Genomic DNA, 19,784 nt, shown 5'->3' on the forward strand with positions numbered 1-19,784 from the left:
CGTCCAGCCGGCCGACGTCCTCCCAGCCGGTGAGCGACGAGTAGCAGAAGCTGGCGTGGGGGGGGCCCCCCCCCCCCCCGCCCCCCCCCCCCGCGCCCCGGGGGGGGGGGGGGGCCGCCGCGCCCCCCCCCCCCCCCCCCCCCCCCCCCCCCCCCCCCCCCGCCGATACGCCGAGACCGGAGACCCGTCACCGAGGTGATCGGGCTCCGGTTCGGCGCAGACAGCTCATTCCGCCACGGGGGCGGGGCCGGGTGCACCCGGCGGCGTCAGTCGACCCGCGCCGGAGACAGTGCCGCCGCGAGAGCCTCGGCATTCTTCTTGTCGACCCGGGGGAAGGTCAGCGAGATGCCGTCCCCGCTGTCACCGAAGGCGATGCGGAGCAGACTCACGACGCCCATCTTCGCCTCGGCGAGCGCGACGTGCTCCCGGGGCACCTCACCGAGCACGCCCGCGCCCGGTCCACCGAAGAACGTCTGCGGCAGGAAGATCATCCGCCGGTTGGTGAGCACGACAAACTGCTTTCTGGTCGAGACCAGTGCCGCTCCCACCGCACCGACGCCCGCGTGAATCATCCCCTGCGCGACGACCGTGCCCAGCCGGCCGGCGGAGAACTTCCCCACCAGGGCGCGGGTGGCAGTGATCGGCTGCTCTCCGGCGTGCAGCATCGGCGTCACCCGTTCGAACGCACGGGCCTGAAGTTTCTGGTTCATGAAGGTCCCCCGTATGCAGTGTGATCGCCGCCGATGTTAGTGAACGAGCGGTCCAGGCCCATCCGTCGATCGGACGACCTGATCATGCCGGTCGGACGGCGGTCGGAACGTCGCGGCCGCATCCACGGCTGACCGCGAGCCCGGTTGACCACCTGTTTCGGCTGTCGACGACGGCCGAGAACCGAACCCTCGGGGCGTCGGCGGAGGACGAGGCGCACCTCTGGCACGACGCCGTACTGACGCAGGTGAGCATGTGGTCGCGTGGGGGGCATACGGGAGTCGATCCTGCGACACAGCTCGGCCACGGACCGCTGTGCCGGGCCGCTACGGTGGCTGACGTGGCAAACGATGCGCCGGTAGTCGAGGTGGTGCCCTACGACCCGGCCTGGCCGGAGCGGTTCGCGGTCGAACAACCGTTGCTGTCGGCGGCGCTGCCTGCGGCGCTGAGCGTGGAGCATTTCGGGTCCACCAGCATTCCCGGATTGGCGGCCAAGCCCATCATTGACATCCAGGCGGTCGTACCTGAGGTTGCTGCGGTCGTCGCCGACCTCCGGCCACTTGAGCAGCTCGGGTACGTCTATCGTCCGACGGTCTTCCCCGAGGACAGTGATCACTTGTTCTTCGCGAAGGACACCGCCGGGAAGCGAAGTCACCATCTGCACATCTTCGGCGTCTCGTCGCTGGCGCCGGAGGCGAACCGACTCCTTCGTGCCTACATCGCGGCCAACCCCGACGCCGCCCGCCGCTACGAGGCGGCGAAGAGGCGTGCGGCCGAGTTGCACCCCGACAGCCGGGCCCGTTACGGCGCCGCAAAGGAAGCAATCATGACGCGACTGTCGGCTGAGGCCCGCCGGTGGAGCCGATCGGCAAGGCACCAGTCGGCGGGCGGTTAGAACTGCGGTAAAGGCCGTCGCGCCCGCACGGTGGCGACCTCGGGGCGCCGCCCCGCGGCCGGTCACCGTGAGCGGACCAAGGTGACCGGCCGGACCTGCGGGCACGCTGCCCGGGCGGCGGCGACGTGACTGACGAAGCGACCGCGCACTCCCCGGTCTCCTACCGCGCGACCCGACGCTGAGCCGGCATCCCGCTGAGGGCCCGCAACCGAGCAGCCGCCTGGTACTTGTGCCCGAGCAGCGAAAAGAGAGATCATCACGCGTGCTCGACCGCTCGCCCGAGGACGATCGGACTTCACCGATGGTCTCTACGCCGCACTTCGTGGGCCGCGATCGGGAGCTGGCCGCGCTTCGCGGCGCCCTGGCCCGGCCACCGGCGATCGTGCTGGTCGAGGGCGAGGCGGGCATCGGGAAGAGCCGACTGCTGCGGGAGTGGTTGGCCGGGCCGGACCAGCACACGGCTCTGGTCTCGGTGTGCCCACCACTTCGCGAGTCGCTGACGTTGGGGCCGATCGTCGACGCGTTCCATGGGATCGACCGCCCGGTGTCGCGGTTGCGGCTCACCGAGCTCGCGGGTGCGTTACGGCCCCTGTTCCCGGAATGGTCCGCGGACCTGCCGCCCGCGCTGCAGTCCCTCGGCGATGCGAAGGCGGCACGGCATCGCCTGTTCCGCGCCCTGGACGAGCTGCTGCGGGCGCTGCGTGTCGACGTTCTCGTGCTCGAGGACGCGCACTGGGCCGACGAGGTGACCCTGGAGTTCCTGCTGTTCGTCTGCTCCCGACAGCAGTCGGACGGACCCAGCCTCGTGGTCTCCTACCGACCGGAGGAGGTGGACGACGGATCGCTGTTGCTGCGGCTGACGTCCCGGTTGCCCGCTGGCGTGACCCAGCTGAGGATCGCCCTGGCGCCGATGCGACCCGACGACACGGCAGCGCTGGTGTCATCGATGTTGGACGGAAACCCGGTCTCGCAGGAGTTCGCGACGTTCATGCATGAACGGACCGGGGGCGTTCCGCTGGCGGTGGAGGAGTCGGTTCGCCTCATGTGCGACCGTGCCGATCTCGTCTTCCGCGATGGGCAGTGGGTCCGGCTGAGGCTGCGCGAGCTACAGGTGCCGCCAACGGTGCGCGACTCCACCCGGGAACGGGTGAGCCGTCTGTCGCCGACGGCGCAGCAGGCGTTGCGGGCCGCGGCCACGCTGGCTGAACGCTCATCGGTGGACACCATCGCGAAGACCGCCGGCCTGTCGCCAGCCGCGTGTCGGGGCGCTGTCGCGGAGGCCGCCGACGCCGGCGTCCTGGACGGCGATGACCGTGGCCGCTGGCGTTTCCGGCATGTGCTGGCCGCCACGGCCGTCTACGAAGCGATCCCGTTGACCGACCGTCGACACTTCCACCTGCTTGCCGGGCGGGCCCTGGAAGACATCGATCCGCCGCCGGTGGCCCGCCTTGCCCACCACTTCCGTGCGGCGGGCGAGCGGCGGTCCTGGGCGCGCTACGCCGAGCAGGTGGCCGAGCTGGCCATGGCCTCGGGTGACCACACCAAGGCGGTCGACGTACTGGTCGATCTGCTGTCGTGGGCCGTGCTGCCGCCGGCGGATCGGGCACGGGTGGCGCGCATCGCCGGGGTTGCCGCCCTGGGTCGTCGTGAACCGGTCGACGAGGTCTACCACCGCGTGGTCCGTACGCTGCGCTCGGTGCTGGAGACCCCCGGCCTCTCCGCCCGCCAGCAGGCCGAGATCCGCAACCCCCTGGGTCGGCTCCTGATCACCGGGGGTCAGGCGCAGGCCGCACTCCGCGAGCTGGAGCAGGCGGTGGCCAACCTCGACCATGACCCGGTCGAGGCGGCTCGGGCGATGACCTACCTCGGATGGGCCTATGCGGGGCCGTGGCCGGCGTCGACGCATCGGCGGTGGCTGGATCGCGCCGCCGATCTCGCCGCCGAGTTCGACTCGCCCGCGGAGCGGCTGAACCTGGCCGGCAACCGGGCCGCCGCGCTGCTCATGCTCGGCGAGGAGGAGGCCTGGGACGTCGTCGCTGACCTGCCCGTCGACGGCGCGACCTCGGCGGAGCGTCTCGACGTTGCCCGCATCCACGCGAATGTCGGGACCGGCGCGCTGATCTGGGGGCGGTACGCCGACGCGGACCATCACCTGGCCGTGGCCAGGCGCCTTGCCGAGGACGAGCAGGCGTCCCGGTTGCTGCACAACGTCCGACTCGAACAGGCCAACCTGTCGTGGTTCACCGGCCGGTGGGAGGGTCTCGCGGAGCAGAGCGCGGCCCTCGCCGACGCCGACCGGGACCGGCCGGCGCACTACCTGGGCAGCATTCGCCTGGCGGCCCGGTTGGCCGCCGCGGCCGGACGGCGGCGCTCCGCGGAGGAGCAGTTCCGGCTGGTTCTCGAGGAGCATGCCCGTCTCGGCGCGGCCGACGACACGATGGAGGCGGCGGCCGCGCTGGCCAAGCTGTGGCTGACGGACGGGAACAGCGCCCGGGCGCTGCAGATCACGGACGGGCCGATGGACACCGTGCGGAGAAAGGGCGTCTGGGTCTGGGCGACGGATCTCGTCCCCGCCCGGATCGAGGCGTACCTCGCCGCGGGGGACCTGAAGGCCGCGACACGCCTGGGCGACCAGTTCGCCAGAGGACTGCGCGGCCGGACCGCGCCGGCGCCCCGCGCCGCGCTCGCCGTGTGCCGTGCCCTGCTGCTCGCCGCGGCGGGAGACCACGCGCGCGCGGCGACGGCGTACGACCGGGCGGCGCGCGCGTGGAGTGCGCTGCCGCGCCCCTACGACGCCATGCTCGCCCGCGAGCGTCAAGCCGAGGCGCTCATCGCGCATGGGCAGGTCGACCAGGGCCGGGAGCTGCTGGCCGCACAGTACGAGCAGCTGTTCCGGCTCGGGGCTCGCGGCGACGCGGACCGCGTCGCGCAGCGGCTTCGCGAGCACGGCGCCGAGGTCCCGCGGCTGTGGCGCGGCGGTCGACGAGGGTACGGCGATCAGCTCTCACCTCGCGAGCTCGACGTGGTCCAACTGGTCGTCGCCGGCAAGACGAACCGGGAGATCAGCCGGATTCTGGCCAAGTCGCCGGCGACGGTGGATCAGCAACTGCGTGCGGCGATGCGCAAGTTGAAGGTGAGCTCCCGGACCGCGCTCGCGGTCAAGGCGGTGGAGGCCGGCGTGTTCGCCGAAGAGGACTCCCTCGATGGCCTGTCGTGAATTTTGACGTATCCGCTGGATAGCGAAGCTCACCCATCTCCCCCGAGCATGGCTCCATGATCCATAGCCCTGGGCTGATGCATGGCTGAGCGACCTGTCGGGCGTGACGACTCCGCCAGCGAGCACCAGCCGCCTCTCGAGCTGTCGCGCGAGCCGCGCGTCAGCACCTCCGACGCCCACGACGCCCACGACGCGCACGACGCCGACGGTGCCGACGAGCACGAGAGCCACGACCCCTACCAACCCCTGTAGGCAGAAGGACCCATATGAGACTCAAAGCCCTCGCGGCAACGCTTGCCGCAGCGGTCGGCCTGAGCATGATCCAGGCGCCACCGGCGTCCGCCGCCGAGCCGGATCCCGGCGCGGCCGCTAAGAAGATCGAGTCGAGCCTGAAGGACCGCTTCCGTGCGGAGTCGGCCTCCGACTTCTGGATCAGGTTCGACACCACGGCCGACCTTGGGCCGGCGAAGAAGATCGCCGACTGGACCGCCCGCGGTCAGTTCGTCTACGACGCGCTGACCGCGGCGGCGAAGAACTCCCTGGCATCGGTCTCCGCCGAACTCGACCGGGCCGGCGTCAAGTACACCTCGTACCCGATCGCCAACACCGTGCTGGTCAAGGGGGGCACCGAGAAGCTCGCCCTCGACGTGGCCGCGAAGGTGCAGGTCGCCGAGATCCACGCGACGCCGCAGGTCGCGCTGGTCGAGCCCGTGGACGAGAAGGTCCCCGCTGACCAGGCTGCCCGCCCCGCCGCCCCGAAGGCCGCGGCCGAAGACGGCACCACCACGTGGGGTCTGGACGCCATCCACGCCCCGCAGGCGTGGGCCATGGGCGCCACCGGTGCGGGCATCACCGTGTCCAACCTGGACTCGGGCGTCCAGTTCGACCACCCCGCCCTGGTGCACCAGTACCGCGGTGCGAAGTCCGACGGCACCGTCGACCACAACTACAACTGGATGGCCACCCGAGGTACGTGCACGGGTGCGCCGTGCGACGACAACGGACACGGCACGCACACCATGGGCACCATGGTCGGCGACGACGGCACCGACCACATCGGCGTCGCCCCGGAGGCGCAGTGGATCGCGACGAACGGCTGCTGCGAAAACGGCGTCGAGTCGCTGCTGCGCTCCGGCTGGTGGCTGCTCGCCCCGACCGACGTCCAGGGCAACAACCCTGACCCGGCCAAGCGCCCCCACGTGATCAACAACTCGTGGGGCCAGGACCTCGAGCACGACTTCGACGACTTCTTCCGGGCCATCGACGAGGCCTGGACCGCGGCCGGCATCTTCAGCGTCTGGGCGTCGGGCAACACCGTGCCGTACGCGGACTGCGACACCGTCTCCTCCCCCGGCGCCGCCGAGAGTGCCTACTCCGTCGGCGCCCTCGCCTCGGACGGGACGCTCGCGCCGTTCTCCCGCAAGGGCGAGGGTGAAGGTGGCCGGATCAAGCCGGAGATCTCCGCTCCGGGCGACGGCGTCCGTTCGGCCTACCCGGGCAACGGCTACACCGAGATGAGCGGCACCTCGATGGCGGCGCCGCACGTCGCCGGCGCCGTCGCGGCGCTGTGGAGCTACGACCCGACCCTCATCGGGCAGGTCGAGGAGACTCGCCGCCTGCTCGGCGAGTCGGCCGTCGACGTCGACGACACCGAGTGCGGCGGCACCGCCGAGGTGAACAACAAGTACGGCGAGGGCCGGCTCGACCTCGTCCGCCTGCTCGAGCTCGCGCCCCGGCAGGGCGGCACCCTCACCGGTGTGGTCACCGCCAACGGCGCCCCGGTCCCCGCGGCCGAGGTGACGATCAGCGGGCCATTCAGCCGCTCGATCGGAACCGACAAGGACGGCCGGTTCACCACGAACCTGCCGGTCGGCGACTACCAGCTCAGCACCAAGGTCTTCGGCTACCTGACCGCGAGCGCCAACGTCACGGTCACCCTCGGCCAGGACACCTCGGTCACGCTGCCGCTCACGGCTGCCGCGAGGCACGACATCAGCGGCAGGGTCGTCGATGACAAGAAGCAGCCCGTTCCGAACGCCGACGTCTCCGTCGCGAACACGCCGCTGAAGCCGGTCCGCACCGACGCCAACGGCGCGTTCACGATCGGCGGTGTCCCTGAGGGCGGATACAAGCTGAGCGTCAAGCCGAACGCCTGTTTCTCGCCCACGACGGTCCCGCTGACCGTCGGCGCGCAGAACGAGTCCCGTGAGATCCCGGTCGGGCTCGTCGTGGACAAGGGCGGCTACAGCTGCGTCGTCTCCGAGGGCGAGTACCTGCGCGGCACCGACCCGGTCACGGTCACCAGCGGCGTGTGGGCCACGGTGAAGCTGCCGTTCCCGGTCGCGCTCTACAACGGCAGCCACGACACCCTCGGTGTGGGCCTGCGCGGCGTGATCTCGCCGGACACCAGCACCGGACCGGGCAGCGGCGGTGCGGGCATCTTCCCGTTCTACGTCAACTCCCCCGTCGAGTTCGCCTCCGGCGGTGGCATCTTCACGGCAGCCACCAAGGTCGGCGGCGAGGACGCGTTCGTCATCGAGTACCGCAACGCCAAGCTGTGGGCGTACCCGAGCCGAACGGAGTTCACGGAGCCGGTCAGCTTCTCGGCCACGCTCACCCGCTCCGGCACGGTGATCTTCGGCTACGGCGACGGTGTCGGGTCCGACGATCCGGTCACCGCCGGCGCGCACGCCGTCACCGGTATCCAGGGCTGGGCCGGCGTAGATGGCATCCGGTTCTCCGACAGCGCCCCGGTGCTGCGCGACGGGATGATCGTCACCTACGACATGCCTGACTTCGGGTATCTCGACGCGACCGTCGTCGACAAGAACGACGGACTGCCGGTGGCCGGGGCCAAGGTCTCGTTCACGAACAAGAGCGGGCTCGTCGAGACCGTCACGACCAACGGCACGGGCGTCGTGCACCGTCAGCTTCCGGTCGGCGACTACACGATGACGGTCGACGCGGCGAACTACGCCACCGCGGCGTACCCGTTCTCCCTCGACAAGCTCTACGCGGGCGTCAAGGTCGACGCGCGGCTGACCACGGGTGTCGCCGGCCTGAAGGCCGACGGCCTCGAGGCGCTCCTGGGCACCGGCCAGAACGGCGTGGGCTCGCTGACGCTGACCAACAACGGCTCCGCTCCCCTCACGTACACCCTGGGTGAGGCCGCGCGCCACCCCGAGCTTGACGCCGCCGGCGCCACCGCGCGCACCGCGAAGGGTGGGGACAGCACCATCGACCTCGCCGCGTGGAAGAACGGTGCGGGCGGCATGAAGCCGTCGAACATCGACGGCAAGGCGGCGACGTCCGGCACCGCGGAGGCACAGGCGGCCGCCAAGGTCGGCCCGACCGCCGGCGGCGACGTCATCACCCGCATCGCCATCCCGGGCACCATCGCCGAGAAGGAGCCCTCCGGCATCGGGTACGACGGCGACGTCTGGGTCCACGACTACAACGCGCGGACCAACACCGCCTACACGGTGACGGGCAAGCCGACCGGGAAGGTCTTCGACGCGTCGTGGAACCCCGCCTACCGGGCGTTCGACATGGCGCTGGACACCAAGACCGGTGACATGTGCCAGATGGAGGACAGCCCGGCCAGCTACATCCACTGCTTCGACCGCAAGACCGGGAAGGAGACCCGCCAGATCAAGGGCGACTGGTCCACGGTTCCGCTGACCGGTCTCGCCTACAACCCCGTCGAGGACGTGTTCTACGTCGGCGGCCGGGCCAACGGCATGATCGGCACCGTCGCCGGGACGTCGCACGACAACGCGGGTGCGCTGCTGTCCTTCTGCGCTCCGCCGCTGTCCGAGGTGATCGGCCTGGCCTACAACCAGGCCTCCGACACCATCTGGTACACGGACCTCACCTCGAACCGGCCCACCCGCCTGCTGCAGGTCGACCCTGACGACTGCTCGCTGGTGAACGCGTGGTGGTTCCCGGGCCAGAAGGTGGGCCAGGGCGGCGGCCTCGAGACTGACTCGACCGGGGCGCTGTGGGCGGTCGACCAGCTCGCCGATGACGTCGTGCTCGTCGACGTCGAGGACGACCTGATCACCGACCTGCCGTGGCTGTCGCTCTCCTCGACCGGCGGCACCCTCGCCCCGGGTCAGTCGACGACCGTCAAGGTGTCGATCTCCTCGAAGGGCGCCAAGCCGGGCGTCCTCGGCGCGAACATCGTGGTCAGGTCCGACGCCGGACGCCAGTCCAAGACCTACGTCCCGGTGACGCTGACGACCACGAAGTACCAGGTCGGTGTCAACGCCGGCGGCCCGTCGTTCACCGACGGCTCCGGCTACACCTGGTCCGGCGACCAGGCCGCCGGCAAGACGGCATGGGGCTACGAGGGGAAGACGAAGGTCACCTCCACTCGGGCCGACATCGCCGGTACGACGGACGACGCCCTGTTCCAGTTGCAGCGCACCACGTCGGACAAGCAGCTGTTCTACCGCTTCCCCGACGCGCCCAAGGGCACCTACGCGATCGATCTCGGCTTCGCCGAGATCGACAAGGTGGCCACGGGCAAGCGGGTGTTCGACGTCCTCGTGGACGGCACGCTGGCGGAGTACGCGTACGACCCGGCCGCGGCCGTGGGCCAGAACGCCGCCGACTGGCGTACCGCCGTCGTGAAGCACGAGGGCGGGCCGCTGACCGTGGAGCTGCGGGGCTCGAAGGGCCTGAAGGCCCCGAGCGTCGCCGCGCTGCGGGTGACGCTCGACCCGCGCGCGGACACGGCGGAGCCGGAGCCCCAGCCCGAGCAGCCGGACCCGGGCCCCGTGCCGGTGGCACCCGCCGGTCGCTCGTACACGATGAAGGTGACCGAGGGGCTCTACCGCCAGGGCACGGAGGAGTCCGGGTGGCACGGCGACGACCTCTGCGGCGTGCTGTGGTTCGACACCAGCTTCGTGTTCCCGTTCTACGACACGGCCTGGGACGGCGTGTGCGTGACGACGAACGGCACGCTGACCTTCGACCGCGCCAACACGTCGGGCAGCAACGCGGCACTGCCGGGGCCGTACCCGATCGACGCGATCTACCCGTTCTGGGACGACCTCGTCGTCGACGACGAGGCGGGCATCTACTTCGGCAGGACCGAGGTGGACGGCGTGGCGGCGGAAGTCATCGAGTGGCGCAACGTCGCCTTCTACAACGACCCGACGGCTCGCGTGAGCTTCTCGGTCACCCTGCTCGCCGACGGACGGATCCAGATCGGGTACGGCGACGGTGTCGGCGGCGACAACCCGCTGACCCGGGGGTCGTCGGCGACGGTCGGTGTGGAGAGCCTGACGCGCAACCCCGCGGGCCAGCACTCCTTCAACCAGCCCGTCCTGAAGGCCGGCCTGGGCCTGGAGTACACCCTCCCGGCCGCGGGCACGATCGAGGGCACGGTCACCGACAAGAACGACGGCAAGCCGATGGAGGGCGCGATCGTCACGATCAAGGGGCCGGCCGGTGAGCGGGTCATCACGACCGACGTGAAGGGTCGGTGGAAGGCGCAGGCGCTGGTCGGCGAGAACACCGTGGAGGTGTCGTCACCGAACTACGTCACCGCCAGCCACCCGGTGGCCATCGCCAAGAAGGACCAGGCCGAGGTGGTCGACACGGCGTTGACCACGGGCATCGCCACCGTCACGGGAGCTGACTTCGACTGGCTCCTCGACAAGGGCCAGAAGACGACGGCCGACGTGACGGTGACCAACACCGGTTCCGCCCCCCTGGAGGTGCGGCTCAGCGAGCAGCAGCGCACCGGCGACGGCGGGCACGAGGCCGCTGACCTTCCCTGGCTGACCCTCACGGGTGCGGCCGCAACCGGCACGGTCACGCTCGCGCCCGGCACGTCCACCACGGTCACGGCGACGGCCGACAACGCCGGCGTCGAGCCCGGTGTGCTCGTCGGGGACGTGCTCGTCGCGTCGAACGCCGGCAAGGGTGAAACCCAGCTCAAGCCGGTGCGCCTGGCGACCTCGGCCTACTGGCAGGGCGTCGACGTGGGCGGCTCCGGCTACGTCGGATCCGACGGCTTCGTCTGGTCGCCCGACCAGGAGCTCGGCAAGCGGCCGTGGGGCTACGTCGGCGGCAAGGCACGGTCCACCAAGGCCGACATCGCCGGCACGACGGACGACGCGCTGTTCCGCACCCAGCGGACCGGTGAGACGTTCAGCTACGTGTTCAAGAACGCCCCCGCCGGCACGTACCGGATCGGCCTCGACTTCGCCGAGATCGAGAACGTCAAGGTCGGCAAGCGCGCCTTCGATGTTCTGGCCGACGGCACGGTGGTGCTCTACGACCACGACGTGCAGGCGAAGGTGGGCGCGCTGACCGCGGACCTGAACGCGGTCACCGTCGAGCACGCCGGTGGTGATCTGACGATCGAGTTCAGCCGCGAGAAGGGCGAGGGTGATCCGATCCTCAACGCCCTGAAGGTCCAGCAGGACCCGCGCCTCTGAGATAGCCATCCATCGACAGTCGTCAGAGCCTCCTCGGATCGCCGGGGAGGCTCTGACCATGTCGACCTGGTGGTGGAAAGTGCGGCGGTCAGGCGCGACCGTCCGCTCGTGACCGGCGGACGTAGGAGACCGTCGTCACGGCGAGCAACACCGCCCCGAGGAAGAAGTAGGTGTTGATCCCCGGGCCGGCCCAGAGCTCAGCCGTAAAGATGTCCTGCGTCCCCACAAAGCCGCCTCGGCGGAGCCGTGGACTCACCGGGCCGAACCAACCCGGTCTCGTACGCCAAGATCACGCGGCGGGCCGACACCCCGTCACAGCGCGGAGATCACGACCTCGGTCGCCCGGGCGATCAGCGCGTTGTCGTAGTCGGCGTCCTTCTCGTCGCGGCTGGACAGCACCGCGAGGACGATCGGCGCGCGGTCCGGGGGCCAGATCACCGCGATGTCGTTGCGGGTGCCGTACCCGCCGGCGCCGGTCTTGTCCCCGACGGCCCAGCCGTCGGGGACACCGGCGCGGATCAGCTCGCCGCCGGTGGTGTTGCCCCGCAGCCAACCAGTGAGCACGTCGCGGTCCGCCGGTTCCAGGGCGTCGCCCACGGCGTACGCCCGCAGATCCTGGGCCAGGGCCCGCGCGGTGCTGGTGTCCCGCCGGTCACCCGGCCTCGCCTCGTTTAGTGCGGTTTCGTAGCGCGCCGGATCGGTGACCGTGTCGCCGATCACCCGCAGTTTCTTCTCGAACCGCTGTGGTCCGCCGAGTTTGCGCAACAGCAGGTTGCCGGCCGTGTTGTCGCTGTACCGCACGGCCGCGTCGGCGATCGCGCGCAGCGTCATGCCGTCGTTGACGTGCTGCTGCGTGATCGGCGAGTAGGTCACCAGGTCGTCCGCCGAGTACCGCACCACCCGGTTCAGCTCGGTGTCGGTGGTTTCGTCGAGGACCACGGCGGCGGCCAAGGCCTTGAACGTCGACGCGTACGCGAACCGTTCGTCGGACCGGTACGCCACCGTGCGACCGGTGCCGGTGTCGATGGCGTAGACCCCCAACCGGGCGTCGAACCGCTCCTCCAAGAGCCGGAACTCGCGGTCGTGGTCGGCGACCGTGGATGGGGTGACCCGCACCTCGCGGTCCCCCGCCGGCTGTTCCGGGGCCTTGACGGGGGTGCACGCGGCAAGGGACACGGCCGTCGCCGCGGCCACCAGTCGTTGTGTCACCCGAACCATGATCGCTCCTGTCGGTGCCGTGGGCGGACCGCCTGACGAGGGCAGCGGGCGATGACCACCGCGTAGGTGATGTTCTCCCGCACCGTCATGCCGGGGATCAGCGCGTCGGGACAGGGCCGATGTCGGCGTGATGGTCCCCGGCGATCGACCGTAACAGGGTCGGCTTCCCGTCCTCGGAAGGCCCAAGCAGCACAAAGAAGTCCCCATCGTTGAGGCGAAGGGGGTAGCGGGGCAATGTTCGGGGCATGGATCGCCGGAACCCGGAGGGGTCGGCGAGTGGTTTCCGCCGCCCCCTCCGGGTGAGATCAGCGTCCGTACACCTCGAATTCGTAGAGCGAGAACCCGTACGAGGTGGCCCGCTTGACCCCGTACACCCGCAGGTAGCGGGCGGTGACCGGGGTGAAGGTCACGTTGTCGACGCCGCCGTTGCCGGCGGTGGTGGTGAACACCGGCGTCCAGGAGCTGCCGTCGCCGGAGACCTCGACCCGGTACGAGGTGGCGTAGGCGGCCTCCCAGCGCAGGACCACCCGGCTGACGCTGCGGGCGGTGCCGAGGTCGACCCGGATCCACTGGTTGTCGTTGTAGCTGCTCGCCCACCGGCTGGAGAGACTGCCGTCGACGGCCTTGTCCGGGGTGTGGCTGGTCAGGAACTGGGTGCTCGACGCGGTGGCCGCACGACCCTGGGCCAAGTTGGAGACGTCGTCGCCGCGGCGCGCCGGGAACGAGACGACCTGCTGGTAGGTGGGGCGGTTCTGCCAGGCGATCAGCGGATGGGTGATGCCGCCCAGCCCGGAGTGGGCGATCGAGTCGGCGCACCACTGGTCGCCGGCCCCGCAGGACGTGTCGCCCGGGTAGACCGTGGTGGCCGGCACCGCGGCGGCCTGGCCGAGCGTGTCGAGCAGCGCCTGGCGGCAGGCGCCGAGGTTGCCGTTGCCGCAGTAGGCGCGGCCCAGCCCGCCGGCGACGGGGTCGCCGAGCACGGTGCGCAGGTCCTTGTCGACGTAGCCCCACCAGCCGTACTGGAACGACGAGCCCTTGTGCGCCTGACCCTGCAACGCCCAGCTCGCGGCACCGTCGCGCCCGCCGTTCTGGCCGCCCGAGGGCGCCTCGTTCACCTCGATGGCGTCGACCAGCGCGGCGTAGAGGTCCGGCCCGAGACCGGGGCGGAACTGCGCGGAGGCCAGCAGCGGCCACCAGGCGTCGAAGATCCGGATCGCGTCGGCGTGCTGGTAGACCTTGGCGCCGGGGGACGTCTCCACCCGGCGCGCCCCGGCCTGCTGCCAGGCCCGCAGCTTGCCGACCGCGTCGGCCAGCGCCGGATCCGTGACGGGCGTGCTGTCCAGCACCCGCAGCAGGTCACCGAGGACCTGCTGGCCGCGCAGGTCGGTCACCGCCGCGTCCGCCATGATCGTGACGACGTCGGCGCGGCCGAGCTTGCGCTGGGCGATCGCGGTGCGCACGGGGGCGTCGAGCAGCTGACCCCGGTGTACGGAGCCGAAGCTGAAGTTGCCGTCGGCCGCCCCGAAGTCCCGCGCCTGCTTGTTGTTCCAGCTGACGTAGTAGTCCTGGTTGACCGACTGCGGGTGAGCCGAGGTCGGGAGATAGGTGGCGTCGTTGGTGTCCGGGTTCCAGCCGACCCACTCGTACGCCGGCTCGGCCTTCGTGGGCAGGTTCGGGTCGGCGGTGGCCGGACGGACCGGGTTCGAGCCGGAGTTGAAGTACGCCGCCTCGGTCGAGTTGACGTAGAACCAGTTGAACGCGTAGCCGACGGTGGCCGCGGAGGCCTGGAAAGCCGCCGCGCTGCCCATCGCCGACGGGTCGTTGTAGGCCTGGAAGCCGATCGCCGAGTCGGCCTCGTGCCGGTAGGTCGAGCGCAGCTTCGTGAACGCGGTCGGTTGCCCGTTCACCAGGCCCCGGTAGGCCACCAGCCCGTACTTGGTGCGCAGCGCGCGCAGCGTGTAGGAGCCGGCCGGGGTGGAGTCGGCCAGCGTCGGCGACCAGGAGTTGCGCTGCTCCAGCGCCTCCATGGCCAGGCACTGCCCGTGGTAGAGGTAGCGGTTGGTGCGCAGTGTCGGGGCGCTGCCGTCGGTGGTGCACAGCGGCACCGCGTACGTGTCGGTGAGGTCCTGGGACGCGGAGGTCGCGCTCCACGCGTAGTCCTGGCCCCGGCCGAGCAGCACGTAGAGGTTGAGCCCGGCGAACGCGGCGCCGCGGGCGCTGATGCCCGGGCCCTGCAGTTCCTGGAGCATCAGCAACTGCGGCGCGAAGTAGCCGGTCTGCGGCCCGAACACGGCCACCGGGTTGCCGGTGCTGCTGTGCCGTCCGGAGACCACGACGGCGTTGGACATGCCGTGCGCGCGCAGGTTGGACAGGCCGCCGAGCAGCCCCTGCGTGGCGATGCTGGTGCCGGTGCCGGTGCGGGCGGCGGCCCCGCCGCTGAGGTCGTAGGCGAGGGGTTCGGCGACCACCGAGCCGGCGTCGGGCAGCACGGCGCTGGTCGCGCCTGGCGGCGTCGCCCCGTACGGGAAACTCTGCCCGTCGTGCAGGGTGAGCACGGTCTCCGGGTCGTTCTGCGACCGGAACGCCGCCCACACCCGGTCGCCCTCGGTCGGCCCGTACTTGGCCCGGGCGGCCACTCGGACCAGCGCGGACTGGATCTCGCTGCCGCCGCCCCCGCCGAAGAGCCCGCCGATGACGCCGGCGGTGGCGATGAGGTCGGTCATGGTGAAGTGCTGCGGCTTGCCGGCGCCCGTGAGCACGTACTCGCCCGGGTAGTTGTCCTCGGCGATCGACTTGTCGATGTAGGCGTTGATGCCGGCGATGTAGTCGACGACGTCGGTGTAGAGCTGCTGGCCCCGGGCGCCCTTGAGGCGCAGCGCGTTCACCTGGGCCTGCAGGTCCGCCTCGGAGTAGGGCGAGTTGGCCCAGATGCTCTGCTCCAGCTCACGGTTGCCCGGCGCGCCGCCGGCGAACGAGGTGAGGGTGCCGCGACCGGCGTGCCGCAGCAGGTCCATCACCCAGAGCCGGTCCTGGGCCCCGGCGTAGCCGGCGCCGAACATGGTGCCGGCGCGGGTGGTGCCGGTGACGTGGGGGACGCCGGTGGCCTTGTCTCGCACGATGGTGACGTCGGCGCGCGGCGAGATGGTGCTCTCGACCTGCGCGGCCGGGACGCCGAACGAGGCGTCGTTGTAGAAGTGGGCGATCTGTTCGTCGGTCAGCCCGGCGTAGTTGTAGACCAGGTTCGCGTACTCGTCGAGCTGGTCGCTGGAGTGCGCCGGGCGGGTGCCGAACGCCTGGTGCGCCAGGATGGCGACGAGCGTGGCGTTGCCGTTCTGCCCGGGGGGCAGGATGTCGGCGCACTGGCCGAGGCAGTAGTCGTTGGCGGCGAACGTGCTGGCGGCCAGCGCCGGTGACGGCGGGGTCACCGTCAGGACGCTCGCGGTCAGGGCGGTGGCGGTGAACGCCGCGAGGCGGCGGCGGAGAGCGGGACGGGGCATGGTGATCCTCCGGGGACGCGGAGTCGGGCCGTTCGGTCGCGCCCGGCTTCCGGTGCCGACGTCTCGCCCTCCGCGCCCGGGCGTTCCACCCGGAGGTGAGAGTGACTCGCATCTATCTCCGGGCAATGATCGGCGCAGGACCGCCATCCGGGATACCCGCCGTTCACCACGCGCCAATGCCGACGTTTCGCTCGCCTCTCCGCACCGGGCGTCCCCTGACCAGAAGTCGGTCCCACACCAGCCCGGCTGATCACGTGTGGGCGACCGCGGAACTGCCGTCACCGACTGCGGCGGAGAACCCGTCGTGGCGGGCCGGACGTGCCGCTACCACGCGGCTAAGAGTCGGCCGCCTGCGATTCGCCGCGCCTGCGGGATCTTCGCGCAAGCCAGATGGATCCCACCGTGCCGACAAGGGCTGCCACAGCTCCCAGGAGGGTAGCGGCAGCGGTGAGTCCTTCCGGGCTCATCCAGCTCTCTTTGCCGGCGTCGACAGTCGGTAGAGTCCCTTCCGAGGGTTGCTCTTTCGGCACTGCTGCCGCCTTGCCGCTGGCCCGATCCTCCGTGCTTGGGCTCATCGGATCGGGTGTCGGCCGGGGCGCGAGCCTGGCACGACAGTACAGCGACCAGCCATCACCACCAGCCACGAAGGCGACATTGTTCAGTTGCCAGCCTTTGCCCGTGAGCTCCCGCATCTTCTCGTCACAGTCGGAAGTGACGCCACTGGCGACGAAGCCGTCGGCCGCAGTCACCACCCAGCCTCCGTGCCAGGGGAAGGCCACCTGCAGCAGCTTGCGCCCTTCGCTGAGGTATCTCTTCACCTGTTCGTAGAGTTCGCTGCCGCAGTTACGGCTGTAGAAGTCCGAGTCCGTGAGGATGAACCAACTGTTACCACCCGACGGCGGAAAAGACAGGTGGACCATCGTTTTGCCGGCATCCCAGAACGACCGCATGCGCTGCCAGCACTCATCGGGAATGTTCCGCGCGTAGATGTCACGATCAGCGACGATGGCCCAGCTGTTACCCCCGGCCGGGGGGAAGGCCACGCAATTGATCCGATAGCCGAGACCCAGCCACTGCCGCAGCTTCTGTTCGCACTCTTGAGGGATGTCGCGACTGAACAGATCGCCGTCCTGCGTCACCAACACCCAGCCACCGCTCGGTGTGAAAGCCAGGGTGGTGATGCCCTGATGGGCTACCCGGCCCATCAGGGCGTGCAGCTCATCGGGAATGCGTCTGTTGAAGAAGTCGAACGGAGCGTTCGGGGCGGACACGCCAATTTTCGGCAGCGCGGCCACCCCTGCCATGCCGACCAACGAAAGCATGTGACGGCGCCGCATCGAAAGACGACCAGCGCCCAAGGTTTCGACGAGGCGATCAGCCCGCACGGAATCGTTCATTTCTCTCACCCCGTTCATCACGGTGTCCGCACTGCCGAGAATCAGTAACTGGCGGCGCTGAAGGCCGAAATCCCGGCAGGGCCTCGCCGATCGCCGAGGCTCCATAGTAGACGGCCACTGCCGGCAGCGCTTTGCTAGGCTCTGTCGCGTTTGTTGCGGCGTAACGGTTTCACGGGTCGATCGCAGGTGACGCGGGCCCCGGTCTGTCCGCCCTCTGCTGCGGGCCCCATCGTCGTCGAGGATTGCCGTTCGGTGTCACCGCTCGAACGCGACGGGCACGGGTGGGCCGCGTTGATCCGTGTGACGGTCGGGGGGAGTTGCCGCGCAACAGACGTAACGTCCGCCCGTCCTTGGCGATTGTGCGGCCGCCGGTAGGTCCTGGCCGCGGTCACAGCCGGAGAACCGGCGACGGCGACGAGGCCGGCGAGAGCGATGGCCAGGCCTGAGCGACGCCAATCACGCACAGCCACGACCGTGCCGGGCTGACGCCCCGGACAACGGCCCGTCGGCGACCCGGCTACGTTCAGACTGTGGCCGCGCGGGAAACACCTGAACACATCATGCGCACCCGCATGGTGAGCGACGAAGCGATCCTCACCAACCGCGTTGATCTGCGCGGCTACCCGTACCGACTGCTGTCGGTGGTGGTGAGCCGGGGCGTCGGCGCGGAGCTGGTGACCCGAGCCTTGATGGTGGCCGAGATGCTCGAGGCGACCGGCTGGCAACTCGTCACCATCGTCGAGATCGGCGGTAGCAGGACTGTTCACGCCGCCGTCGCGGCGCCGTCACAGAGCGGTCGCATTGCCAGGCCGAAGCCCTGCTCCGCCTCGCCGGCGCCGTCCTCGTCGAAGCCCACGACGAACAGCAGATCATCGGCCCCCGCTACCCCGCCGAAGCCAGCATGGCCCAGATCAGCACCCCCCAAGAAGGCCCCACCAGCAAACCCATCGCCGCCTGACCAGACCCGTTGCCAGCCCGACAACAATGCAGAAAACTGAACAGCGCACAGAGCCTCACGCGGACGATCTACACCACGCCACGGGACGTGACCGGGCCCCGTCGGAGGAGCGTGTTCCTGTGTCCGAGTCGAAAACGAAGTCCGACGGCCATTCGTGGCCCTGGCTCGTCATCTACGCGCTGCTGCTCGTGATCGGCCCGGCCCTGTCGATCGGCGCCGCTGTCGTGAAGACCGGTGACGAGGCGAAGAAGGACCGCCTCCTGTCGGAGGGCGTGCCAGTGACTGCCATCGTCAAGGATCGCCACTGGTCCAGCAACAAGAGCCTGGACACGACGACGATCAGCTACCAGTTCGACGGGGAGACGTTCACCAGCACGATCAAGGGGCTACCGGGCGGGCCGACGATGTCCATCCTGGTCGACCCGGACGACCCCGCGTCGTTCCTCGCCGACAACGGCAGCACCGATGACTCCCGGCACCCCCTCAACCATTGGGCCTCCTTACCGTGGGGAATCGCACTCGCAGCACTCGGAGGGGTGGGCTTCGCCGCTCACCGCCGGGCCCGCCGCAAGGCTGATGCGGCTCCGGCACGCGCGCGGAAGACCACCACGCTGAACAAGAGAGGCAAGCGCTGATGGCGGCGCGTCAGTTCCCGCTTCGCACCAGGGTTCGGACGGCGCGCGTGGCTCAGCGGGCAAGCACCCCGAGCGCGCAGGGTGTTCACGGTGTCGACTGCGGTGGCGACGTCGCGGCAGATGACGAGCCGGCGGGTGCCGTCAGCCAGCCGCAGAGTCAGCACCTGACCGGCAGCAGCGGTAGTACGGATCGGTCGCCCCGCGCAGCATTCCGCGAGTGTGCCAGGTCGCCGCATCCAGGTGAGCCTCTTCCGCGGCGCTGATGTCGGTCATGGGCAGCGGCCAGCGGTACAGGCCAAAGGGGTGCCGGACTCCGCAGTCGTCGATGGCGAGTCGGTAGCGACTGAACCGAGGCCGGACGGGTGCGATAACGGTTGGCGTTAGGCCGTGTCTCCTGGATCATGGCTTGGGTCGGTCCGGTTTCGCGCGTAGCCAGATGAGGATGTCGGCGATCTGCACAGTGGCGCGGTAGCGGCAGGCGAGCTTGTCGTACCTGGTGGCCACGGCGCGGAACTGCTTGCGCCGGTTCATCAGCCGTTCGATGGTGTTGCGCTGCCGGTAGCGGTGCGGGCGGAAGGTGGGTGGGCGGCCACCGCGTGACCCTTTCCGGGCGCGGTGGGCTTTCTGGTCGTCTTTTTCGGGGATGTCGTGGGGGATGCGCCGGGCCCGCAGCGATCGGCGGTTGCCGCGCGAGCTGTACGCCTTGTCCGCAGAGAGGGAATCGAGGCGTTTGCGGGGGCGGCCGATCCGGCCGGGGCGGGCCACGGCCACGTCGTCGAGCAGTCGCACCAGTTGGCGGGTGTCGTG

Annotated in this window: 12 protein-coding genes; 6 read left to right on the forward strand and 6 right to left on the reverse strand. The window is 70.3% G+C overall.

Features of this window, described 5'->3' with window-relative positions:
- Window positions 1–266: 266 nt before the first annotated feature.
- On the reverse strand, window positions 267–710 hold the full coding sequence (locus ACIBTV_RS29450) for a hypothetical protein (RefSeq protein WP_396710124.1): 444 nt from the start codon (window positions 708–710) through the stop codon (window positions 267–269).
- A gap of 338 nt (window positions 711–1,048) precedes the next feature.
- Here ACIBTV_RS29450 and ACIBTV_RS29455 point away from each other — a divergent pair, with 338 nt between their 5' ends.
- The 4 genes from ACIBTV_RS29455 (at window position 1,049) to ACIBTV_RS29470 (ending at window position 11,272) form a co-directional block, all read left to right on the forward strand.
- Window positions 1,049–1,603 carry a GrpB family protein gene (locus tag ACIBTV_RS29455; RefSeq protein ID WP_396710126.1) on the forward strand — a complete coding sequence of 185 codons (555 nt, stop codon included), beginning with the start codon at window positions 1,049–1,051 and terminating at the stop codon, window positions 1,601–1,603.
- A gap of 301 nt (window positions 1,604–1,904) precedes the next feature.
- A complete protein-coding gene (locus ACIBTV_RS29460; RefSeq protein ID WP_396710127.1) occupies window positions 1,905–4,820 on the forward strand; it encodes an ATP-binding protein in 2,916 nt (971 codons plus the stop codon).
- 81 nt (window positions 4,821–4,901) lie between these two features.
- Window positions 4,902–5,072: a hypothetical protein gene (locus ACIBTV_RS29465; RefSeq protein WP_396710129.1), complete on the forward strand. Its 171-nt coding sequence runs from the start codon at window positions 4,902–4,904 to the stop codon at window positions 5,070–5,072.
- A gap of 14 nt (window positions 5,073–5,086) precedes the next feature.
- Entirely contained in the window at window positions 5,087–11,272 is a 6,186-nt protein-coding gene (locus ACIBTV_RS29470; RefSeq protein ID WP_396710130.1) for a S8 family serine peptidase, read from the forward strand.
- An 88-nt stretch (window positions 11,273–11,360) separates the two neighbouring features.
- Here the strand turns inward: ACIBTV_RS29470 and ACIBTV_RS29475 are convergent, their stop codons facing one another.
- From ACIBTV_RS29475 to ACIBTV_RS29490, 4 genes are all read right to left on the reverse strand, one after another.
- A complete protein-coding gene (locus ACIBTV_RS29475) occupies window positions 11,361–11,498 on the reverse strand; it encodes a hypothetical protein (protein WP_396710132.1) in 138 nt (45 codons plus the stop codon).
- A gap of 86 nt (window positions 11,499–11,584) precedes the next feature.
- Entirely contained in the window at window positions 11,585–12,493 is a 909-nt protein-coding gene (gene bla / locus ACIBTV_RS29480) for a class A beta-lactamase (protein WP_396710147.1), read from the reverse strand.
- Between the two features lie 302 nt (window positions 12,494–12,795).
- Window positions 12,796–15,987 (reverse strand): penicillin acylase family protein, encoded by a 3,192-nt coding sequence (locus tag ACIBTV_RS29485; RefSeq protein ID WP_396710134.1) that lies wholly within the window; start codon window positions 15,985–15,987, stop codon window positions 12,796–12,798.
- Between the two features lie 335 nt (window positions 15,988–16,322).
- Window positions 16,323–17,384, reverse strand: coding sequence for a hypothetical protein (locus ACIBTV_RS29490; RefSeq protein WP_396710136.1), 1,062 nt, complete (start codon window positions 17,382–17,384; stop codon window positions 16,323–16,325).
- A gap of 530 nt (window positions 17,385–17,914) precedes the next feature.
- On the opposite strand from ACIBTV_RS29490, the gene ACIBTV_RS29495 reads away from it, so the two are divergent.
- Both ACIBTV_RS29495 and ACIBTV_RS29500 read left to right on the forward strand, forming a co-directional pair.
- Window positions 17,915–18,382, forward strand: coding sequence for a hypothetical protein (locus ACIBTV_RS29495; RefSeq protein ID WP_396710138.1), 468 nt, complete (start codon window positions 17,915–17,917; stop codon window positions 18,380–18,382).
- A gap of 79 nt (window positions 18,383–18,461) precedes the next feature.
- Complete coding sequence (locus ACIBTV_RS29500; RefSeq protein WP_396710140.1) at window positions 18,462–18,977, forward strand: hypothetical protein; 516 nt, start codon at window positions 18,462–18,464, stop codon at window positions 18,975–18,977.
- 399 nt (window positions 18,978–19,376) lie between these two features.
- On the opposite strand, the gene ACIBTV_RS29505 is transcribed toward ACIBTV_RS29500, so the two are convergent.
- The coding region (locus tag ACIBTV_RS29505; protein WP_396710142.1) for a transposase at window positions 19,377–19,784 on the reverse strand (408 nt) is incomplete at its 5' end.

The organism is Micromonospora sp. NPDC049366, from assembly GCF_044466625.1.
GTDB lineage: Bacteria > Actinomycetota > Actinomycetes > Mycobacteriales > Micromonosporaceae > Micromonospora.

Excerpts from the sequence above, each read along its gene's own strand:
- ACIBTV_RS29450 (WP_396710124.1), bottom strand. The coding sequence starts at position 710 with ATGAACCAGAAACTTCAGGCCCGTGCGTTCGAACGGGTGACGCCGATG.
- ACIBTV_RS29460 (WP_396710127.1), top strand. The coding sequence starts at position 1,905 with ATGGTCTCTACGCCGCACTTCGTGGGCCGCGATCGGGAGCTGGCCGCG.
- ACIBTV_RS29465 (WP_396710129.1), top strand. The coding sequence starts at position 4,902 with ATGGCTGAGCGACCTGTCGGGCGTGACGACTCCGCCAGCGAGCACCAG.
- ACIBTV_RS29470 (WP_396710130.1), top strand. The coding sequence starts at position 5,087 with ATGAGACTCAAAGCCCTCGCGGCAACGCTTGCCGCAGCGGTCGGCCTG.
- ACIBTV_RS29485 (WP_396710134.1), bottom strand. The coding sequence starts at position 15,987 with ATGCCCCGTCCCGCTCTCCGCCGCCGCCTCGCGGCGTTCACCGCCACC.
- ACIBTV_RS29490 (WP_396710136.1), bottom strand. The coding sequence starts at position 17,384 with ATGAACGATTCCGTGCGGGCTGATCGCCTCGTCGAAACCTTGGGCGCT.